This is a genomic window from Pseudomonas sp. HY2-MNA-CIBAN-0224, assembly GCF_040310285.1.
GTDB classification, from domain to species: domain Bacteria; phylum Pseudomonadota; class Gammaproteobacteria; order Pseudomonadales; family Pseudomonadaceae; genus Aquipseudomonas; species Aquipseudomonas helleri.
In genome coordinates this window covers 1-271 of record NZ_JBEOPQ010000536.1, presented here as the reverse complement: position 1 = coordinate 271, position 271 = coordinate 1, and the positions used below count along the sequence as shown (strand labels likewise).

The window sequence follows — 271 nt, the reverse complement described above, 5'->3', positions numbered from 1 at the left end:
ACCTTAATGTGCATGAGTCTGACGGGTAAAGTATTGCCGTACAAAAAGAACTTTGGTCCGATGCCAGGCCCTGTGTTTCATGCGTTATTCCCAGCAGAAGAACTGAACGTCACAGAGGCGCAGGCCCTGCATAGCCTTGAGATGATCTTTCAAGCGGATATCGATCCAAGTGAAGTGGCGGCGATGATTATCGAGCCAGTACAAGGCGAGGGTGGTTTCCATCAAGTGACGCCATCATTTGCCAAAGCCTTACGCGAGATTTGTGATGAGC

General features: G+C 49.8%; 1 protein-coding gene. It reads left to right on the top strand.

Features of this window, described 5'->3' with window-relative positions; all coding sequences use genetic code 11:
* The coding region (locus AAEZ03_RS27460) for an aminotransferase class III-fold pyridoxal phosphate-dependent enzyme (protein ID WP_350583017.1) at positions 1–271 on the top strand (271 nt) is incomplete at both ends.